We start from the raw sequence: 7,395 nt of genomic DNA on the forward strand, positions 1-7,395 counted from the left end.
CCAGCAGGGCCGGGCGCGCGACGACGGCGCGCTGCCACGCCGCCAACGGGCCCCTGCCCTCGGCCGGAGTGCTGGCCAGTTCCAGCAGCGCCTTGCCGATGGACTGGACGGGAATCGATTCCATCCCGGGGACCCGGTCGGGCTGCAGCGACCCTTCGGCGAGCCGGGCGGCGATCGGCGGCAGTTGCAGCAACTGGCCGGCGCGGGCCAGGATTCCGGGCTCGTCCGGGGAGGACAGCAGGTCCTGCAGCCCCTCGACGGCGCCCGGTTCCAGGCCCAGCACATCGCTGAGCCGTTGCGTGTCGGGGCCTTCCGGATGCACGATCCGGCCGAGCAGCCGCAGCGCCTCGGCGTCGGCCCGGGACGCGGAAGGGAACGGCTTGGCCGGCGCCTCCCAGGCGTGCCAGAAGCTGGTGTCCGGGTCGCTCCGCGTGCCCGGCAGCCATGCCTCGACGGCGCGGAAGCCGTCCAGGTCCATCAGCGCCACGATCGGTTTGGCCGAGGCCGGCCAGTTGTAGAGCCCGGGCGCGGCCTCCCCGTAGACCAAGACGATCCGCTGGCCGGGTGCGGCCCGGTCCGGCGTGCCCTGCGTGCCCGGCGTGCCCGCATCGGGCTCCAGGACGTGGAGTTCCACGCCGTTGAGGGCGCCGAACATCATCAGGTCCTCGCGCCGGAACCGGCCCACCAGCACGGTGCGCAGCTCGGCGGCGTCCGGCGCTTCGAGCTCCTCGGCCTCGTCCGGTTCCGGCATCTCCTCCACTTCCAAAGCCGCGTCCGGTGCCGGTGCCTCGTATTCGATGCCGTCAATCTCCACGGCCGCCCCCAGGTCGGCAGAGAGCCCGCGGACCAGGGCCGCGACGTCGGGCCCGGGCACTGCCCGGCCGGCCGGATCCAGGACGGCGGCGCGCTGTTCCCCGTTCACGGCCAGGAGCACGGAGACAACGCTGTCGCCGGCCTGGGGGGCGCCGCCCGCGAAGGCACCGAGCAGCGAACGGTCGGTGAGCTGCTGCTGCAGGGCGGCCACGCCCGCTTCGTCCAGCGGCCACGGCCACCACAGCTGTCCTGACGCCGGTTCCCAGGCTGATTCATTCATAGCTCCACGCTAGCAACCTCTGATGAGTCCGGCAGTGTTGCCCCGGCCAGGAAGGCCGCCAGCAGGGCATGGCCCCGGTCCGTGTCCTGCGGGCGGTGGTGCCCGCCGGCGTGGCGGTGGACGGCGCCGGTGGCGGCCAGGTATTCGGCCACTTCCTCGTACAGCGGTTCCCAGCCGCCGGTGACCACCAGGGTGGGCAGGCCCGGGACGATGTGCAGCGGCGCCTGCCAGGGCGGCGCCTGCAGGCGGACCCGCATCGCCTGTGCCCGGTCCGCCACGGTGGCCAGCGGCAGCGCTTCTGCGCCGACTACCAGCCGGACGAAGGCGCGCTGGTATTCCTCGTCGGTCAGCTCCCGCCGCGCGTCGAACAACGGCTCCAGCCGCTCGCGGTAGGCACGGGTGGCCGGCAGGTCCGCGGTCAAGGACAGGCAGGCGGGTTCGAACAGCGTGAGCGAGTGCACCCTGCCGGGGTGTTCGACCGCGGCCATCATCGCCGCGACGGCACCCTGGGCGTGAGCGACGACGTGGGCACCCGGGCCGAGGTGCCGGCCGACGATCCGGGCGTCCTCGTCAAAGTCGGTCGGCCGGGGCTCAGCCTGCGGATCAAACCCGTGGCGGCGCAGGAACAGGCAGTCGTAGCGTCCGGCCAGGCGGTGCTGGCGCGGCCAGGCGGCGGCCCCGAAGCTGTCGGTGCCGTGGACAAAGACCACCCGCTCCCCGCTGCCACTGACTGCCATGGGAGAAATACTAAACGCCGGAACCCACGGTTCCCTTGGAGTCGCCGGCGGCCTCCGCCGCCCAGACGTGGGGCACCAGTTCTCGTTCCGGGACGCGCAACTGCCCTGTCCGCAGCGGCTGCCCGTGGCGCAGTTCAACCACGGTGAGCAGTTCGTGGGCCCGGAGCCCAGCGGTCAGCTGGGCGGAGTGCGCCGGGTCCAGGACAGCTTCGGCCTGCTCGACGGGCAGGAAGACCGCCTGTCCCCCGGCACCGGCGGCGAGCTCACCGCCGTCGTACGTTCCGCCGTCGTACACGAAGGTAATGGCTTCCGCGGCTTCGCCGTCCAGCGGCTGGTAATCCAGTGCGAGGATGCGCCCGGGCGGTACGAGCAGGGAGGACTCGGCGAGCACCCGGGCCGCTGCCGCGCGCGGGTCTTCGCCGGGCCGGACCGGCGCCGCCGGTAGCCGGGGCCCGCCGGGATTGTCCACCAGCACCACGGAGCCGCCGACACTGCGCACGATCACCGCGACGGTGTCCCGCCGCTTTCCGGGCTGGCCGTCGTCGTCGCCGCGTGCCTGCTCTGCCACAAAACTCCTTCGCTGCGCTGCCGCCGGTGGCCGGTTGTCGCCGAGCGAATGGGCCGCCCGTGCAGAGAAGCCGCGTAATCCGCCGGTCCGTGTCCCCCCGTTGAAACGATTCGACAACCAGCTTACCTTCCGGAGGATGGAAAGCGCGGCGCGGCGTGGATAAGCGCCCCCGCCGGCGGAATGGCAAATGCCCCGCCGAGAATCGACGGGGCATTTATCTGCAGCGGTACAGCCTTCGCGGTAGGCCTTCGCGGTAGGCCTTCGCGGTAGGCCTTGGCGGCTACAGCTTCGGGGCTACTTGCCGAGGAACTTTTCGAATCCCTTGGGCAGGTTCAGCGCCGACGGGTCGAAGTCCTGCCCGTCCTGCGGGACGCCGAAGGCGCTTCCGGCGGGAACGGAGGCCTTGTTCTTCCGGCGTTCCTCGGCCTCGCGCAGCTCCTGTGCCGCCTTGGCCGGGTTGCCGGAGCGGGCCTTCTTCTTGCCCTTCGCGGTTTGCTGCTTCTTCCGGGCGCCACCGAAGCCACCCGGCCCGGCCACGCCCGGCATACCCGGGATGCCGCCGCCCTGGGCCATCTTCTTCATCATCTTCTGGGCCTGGCCGAAACGCTCCAGCAGGCCGTTGACCTCGGACACGTGCACGCCGGAGCCCTTGGCGATGCGGGCTCGGCGGGAGCCGTTGATGATCTTCGGGGCAACGCGCTCGTGCGGGGTCATCGACCGGACGATGGCCTCCACGCGGTCGATTTCCCGTTCATCGAAGTTCTCCAGCTGCTGGCGCATGTTGGCGGCGCCGGGCATCATCATGAGCATCTTCTTCATCGAGCCCATTTTTCGGATCTGCTGCATCTGGGCGAGGAAGTCGTCCAGGGTGAAGTCTTCCTGGTCGGCGAACTTCTGCGCCATCCGCTCGGCTTCGCCCTTGTCCCAGGACTTCTCCGCCTGCTCGATCAGGGTGAGCATGTCGCCCATGTCGAGGATGCGGTTGGCCATCCGGTCCGGGTGGAAGATCTCGAAGTCGTCCAGGTTTTCGCCGGTGGAAGCGAACATCACCGGTTTGCCGGTCACCGACGCGACGGAGAGCGCCGCGCCGCCGCGCGCATCGCCGTCGAGCTTGGAGAGGACAACGCCGGTGAAATTGACGCCTTCGTTGAACGCCTGCGCGGTTTTGACCGCGTCCTGGCCGATCATCGCGTCGATCACGAAGAGGACTTCGTCCGGGTTGACGGCGGCGCGGATGTCAGCTGCCTGCTGCATCATCTCGGCATCGACGCCGAGTCGGCCGGCGGTGTCCACGATGACGACGTCGTACAGCTTTTGCCGCGCCTCGGCCACGCCGTCGCGGGCCACGGCCACCGGATCGCCGGTAACGGCGTCGAACTCGGACTGCACGCCCGGGTGCGGGGCGTAGACCGGCACGCCGGCGCGCTGGCCGTTAACCTGGAGCTGGGTCACGGCATTGGGCCGCTGCAGGTCGGCCGCCACCAGCAGCGGGCTGTGGCCCTGGCCCTTGAGCCACTTGGACAGCTTGCCCGCCAGGGTGGTCTTGCCGGCACCCTGCAGGCCGGCAAGCATGATCACCGTCGGCGGGGTCTTGGCCAGCTTGATGCGCCGGGTCTCCCCGCCGAGGATCTTGACCAGCTCGTCGTTGACGATCTTGACGACCTGCTGCGCCGGGTTCAGGGCCGCGGAGACCTCTTCGCTGAGCGCGCGTTCCTTCACGTGGGCCGCGAACTCGCGCACCACGGGCACCGCGACGTCGGCGTCGAGCAGGGCTCGCCGGATTTCGCGAACGGTGGCGTCGACGTCGGCCTCAGACAGCCGTCCCTTGCCGCGCAGATTCTTGAAGGTCGAGGCCAACCGGTCAGAGAGTGAATTGAACACGCGCCGTGTCTACTTTCGTCGATCTGGTTCACAGTCCCCGGGCCGCGCCGGAGTTCAGCACTTAAGGGTATCAACTGGCGGTGGCAGCAGTCGCGCCGGAAATCGCGACGATGCAGCCGTCGGCTCATATCCCGCTGAGGCACCGCGGCAAGGAGGAACGCCGGTGGGGTCCGAAGCTCGCCGGCCCATGGACCGTTCCCCCTGCCGTACAGCCGTGGCAAGGTGGGAACGTGAGCGTTGAACAGACCCAGACACAGGAAAAGACCCAGCCCGAGGACGTGTCCGCCCCCGCAGCCGAGGGGCCGCTGCAGATCCGGACGTTGCTGATTTTGGGAGCTTCCGGCGATCTGACCGGCCGGCTGCTGCTGCCCGGGCTGGGCAAATTGATCGCGCAAGGCAGGACCAGCGGACTGAAAGTAGTGGGCGCCGGCTCGGATGACTGGGACGAGGGCAGGTGGCAGGAACGCGTCCGCGGCGCCTTTGATTCCTGCGCGGTGGACGCGAACGACGACGGACGGCGGCAACTGCGCGACGTCCAGGAAAACACGCGGTACCACTCGGTGGACGTGACGGCGGAGGGCGCACTGGCGGAATTGCTGGCCGCGCTGGATGGCCCGGTGGCCGTGTTCTTTGCCCTGCCGCCCGCGGTCAGCCAGAAAGCCTGCGAGCTTCTCCGGCCCGAGGACGTGCCGGAGGGAACACGGCTGGTGTTGGAAAAGCCGTTCGGCTCCAGCCGTGAATCGGCCGCATCGCTGAACAAGACGCTGTTGAAGCTGGTGCCGGAGGACCATATCCATCGGGTGGACCACTTCCTGGGCAAGGCAACGGTCTTCAACATCCTCGGCCTGCGCTTCGCCAACCGCCTGCTGGAGCCGCTGCTCAGCAATGAACATGTGGCGAAAGTCGAGATCTTCTACGATGAGGGGCTGGCCTTGGAGGGTCGTGCCCGTTACTACGACGGGGCCGGCGCGCTGCGTGACATGATCCAAAGCCACTTGTTGCAGGTGATGGCGCTGACCGCCCTCAACGCCCCGGCCACCATCCATGAGCGGGACCTGCGCGACCATATCGGCAGCGTCCTGCGCGCAAGCAGCGTCAACCCGGATTTCGGCAAGAGCACTCGACGTGCCCGCTACACCGCCGGCAGGATCGGCGACCGCGACATCCCGGACTACGCCGACGAACAGGGCGTGGACCCGGCCAAGAAGACCGAAACCCTGGCCGAGGTTGAAGTCTCGATCAACAACTCCCGGTGGTCCGGCGTGCCGTTCATCCTCCGCTCGGGCAAGGCTTTGGGCAAGCCGCAGAAGGAAGTAATCATCACCTTTAGGCCGGTCAACCACCTGCCGACGGGCTTTAAGGGCATCGACGCCCCGACGCGGCTGCGGATCGGGCTCGGACCCGAAACCCTTCAACTTGAGATCGATGTGAACGGTCCCGGGGACATCTTCACTCTGGACCGGGCGGTCATGAGCGCCGACCTGCACTCGGCCGATCTGTTGCCCTACGGCGAAGTGTTGGAAGGCGTGCTGCGCGGCGACCCGCTCCTGTCCGTCCGCGGGGATACCGCCGAGGAGTGCTGGCGGATAGTCGAGCCCGTGCTGAAGGCCTGGGAAAAAGACGAAGTGCCGCTGGAAGAGTACGAAGCGGGCAGCAACGGTCCGGCCGGTTGGTCAACTTCCCGGAGCGACAGGCCGCTCCCCTAGCGTAAATAAGGCCGCCAATTACCTGGAACGGTGGCGGGGCGTCTAGAACGGTGGCGAGGTGTTGTCCCATGGGCCGTCCCTGGCTTCGTCGCCGCCGGTGTCGCCCTCGCCGCGGGTACAGTCCCGGGGACTTTTGGCCCCGTTAACTCCGTTTTCCGTGGCTTCTTCTGCGCCGGGTGTTGCGGGGAGCGTGAGTGTCCAGCCTAGGTCGGGGTTGGTGGTGTGGGTGTGGCCGGAGCGGGTGGTGAAGTGGAGGGTCCCGTCGGGGTCTTGGGTGACGGTTCCGCCGCCGTGGTGTTTGGTTTTGTGCCCGGGTTTGCATCTGGCGCTGAGATTTTCCATGACTGTTGTGCCGCCGTCTTCCCAGGCGATGGTGTGGTCGATGTCGCAGTGGTCGGCGGGGACGGTGCAGCCGTAGTCGCGGCAGTGGCGGTCGCGTAGCCGGACGAGGCGTTTGAGCCATTCGGGCGGGGTGCGCAGGTCTTTGGCGACGGCGGCTGCCTTGCCATAGTCATCGGTGAGCACGATCAACCAGGATTTGGCGAGCGCGGCAAGGTCGCGGGTCATGCCCGGCGGGATCGGCCCGTAGCCGGTGAGGTCGCCGGGGTCTTCGGCGAGCCGGAGCAGGGTGTGCAGGGGCGCGGTGACGGCGACGGAGGCGGTCACGTTCCCGCCCCCGCAGGTGCAGGGACCCTGCCCTGCCGTCCCTCCGGCTGCCGTGTTTCGGGCGGTGCACGCCGCAACGTCCGCGTCCGGGATTTCTGGGCCGGTTTTCTCGGGGGCGCCAGGTGGAGCGGCTGCCGTTGTCATTGCCGTTGCGTTCGTTACAGAGCCGAGCACGGTCCCGGATCCGGCAGCAGTTCCGGAACGGCTTGCTGCTCTCGGTCCGGCTGATGCTTGGGTGGCCGCTGTTCCGCAGTTGTCGGTGGCCGTCTGGGTGGCGGCTGTGTCGCCGGCGGCGGTTCCGGCGGCTGTTTCGTCGGCGGCGGTTCCTCTGGTTGTGGCGGGCTGGTAGGCGTGGCCGGGGTAGCGCAGGAGCATGTCGGTGAACACGTCGGCGCGGAGTTGGCCCAGGGTGCGGGTTTCGTCGACGGTTTGGAGTTTGCGGGCGTGGGCCTGCATCAGGTTGTAGGCGAGCAGGGCTTTGTCGGCGCTGGTGCGGATGTAGAGTTCGGCCATCCCGTCGTCCTGGGGCTGGTAGTGGACGGTGCGGCGTTCCATCGCGGCCCGGTGCCGGGTCTCGAGGGGTTCGGGGTGCAGCCGGTCGCGGACTGTGCGGGCCCGGGCCTGCACGGATTCCAGGGTGATGGTCCCGGCGCCGGGAACAACGCGGGCTTCGTAGCCGGCCAGGGCCTCGGGCGGCAGGCCGGCGCCTTTGCGGGCGATGGCGGTGGCGCGGGGCAGGTCGAG

6 protein-coding genes are annotated in these 7,395 nt (G+C 69.1%); 1 reads left to right on the forward strand and 5 read right to left on the reverse strand.

Features of this window, described 5'->3' with window-relative positions; all coding sequences use genetic code 11:
- From AC5RUH_RS16185 to ffh, 4 genes are all read right to left on the reverse strand, one after another.
- The coding region (locus AC5RUH_RS16185; protein ID WP_494129098.1) for a hypothetical protein at window positions 1–1,093 on the reverse strand (1,093 nt) is incomplete at its 3' end.
- A complete protein-coding gene (locus tag AC5RUH_RS16190; protein WP_494129099.1) occupies window positions 1,090–1,830 on the reverse strand; it encodes an alpha/beta hydrolase in 741 nt (246 codons plus the stop codon). The genes AC5RUH_RS16185 and AC5RUH_RS16190, both read right to left, overlap by 4 nt.
- 10 nt (window positions 1,831–1,840) lie before the next feature.
- Window positions 1,841–2,398: an NUDIX hydrolase gene (locus AC5RUH_RS16195; protein ID WP_494129100.1), complete on the reverse strand. Its 558-nt coding sequence runs from the start codon at window positions 2,396–2,398 to the stop codon at window positions 1,841–1,843.
- 294 nt (window positions 2,399–2,692) lie between these two features.
- Entirely contained in the window at window positions 2,693–4,279 is a 1,587-nt protein-coding gene (ffh, locus tag AC5RUH_RS16200) for a signal recognition particle protein (protein WP_493999971.1), read from the reverse strand.
- 311 nt (window positions 4,280–4,590) lie between these two features.
- On the opposite strand from ffh, the gene AC5RUH_RS16205 reads away from it, so the two are divergent.
- Window positions 4,591–5,985, forward strand: a complete 1,395-nt coding sequence (locus AC5RUH_RS16205; RefSeq protein WP_494129102.1) for a glucose-6-phosphate dehydrogenase — start codon at window positions 4,591–4,593, stop codon at window positions 5,983–5,985.
- Between the two features lie 42 nt (window positions 5,986–6,027).
- Here the strand turns inward: AC5RUH_RS16205 and AC5RUH_RS16210 are convergent.
- Window positions 6,028–7,395, reverse strand: a 1,368-nt coding sequence (locus AC5RUH_RS16210) for an HNH endonuclease signature motif containing protein (RefSeq protein WP_494129101.1), incomplete at its 5' end; no start/stop codon positions are given.

It is taken from the genome of Arthrobacter sp. Y3223166 (assembly GCF_059090935.1).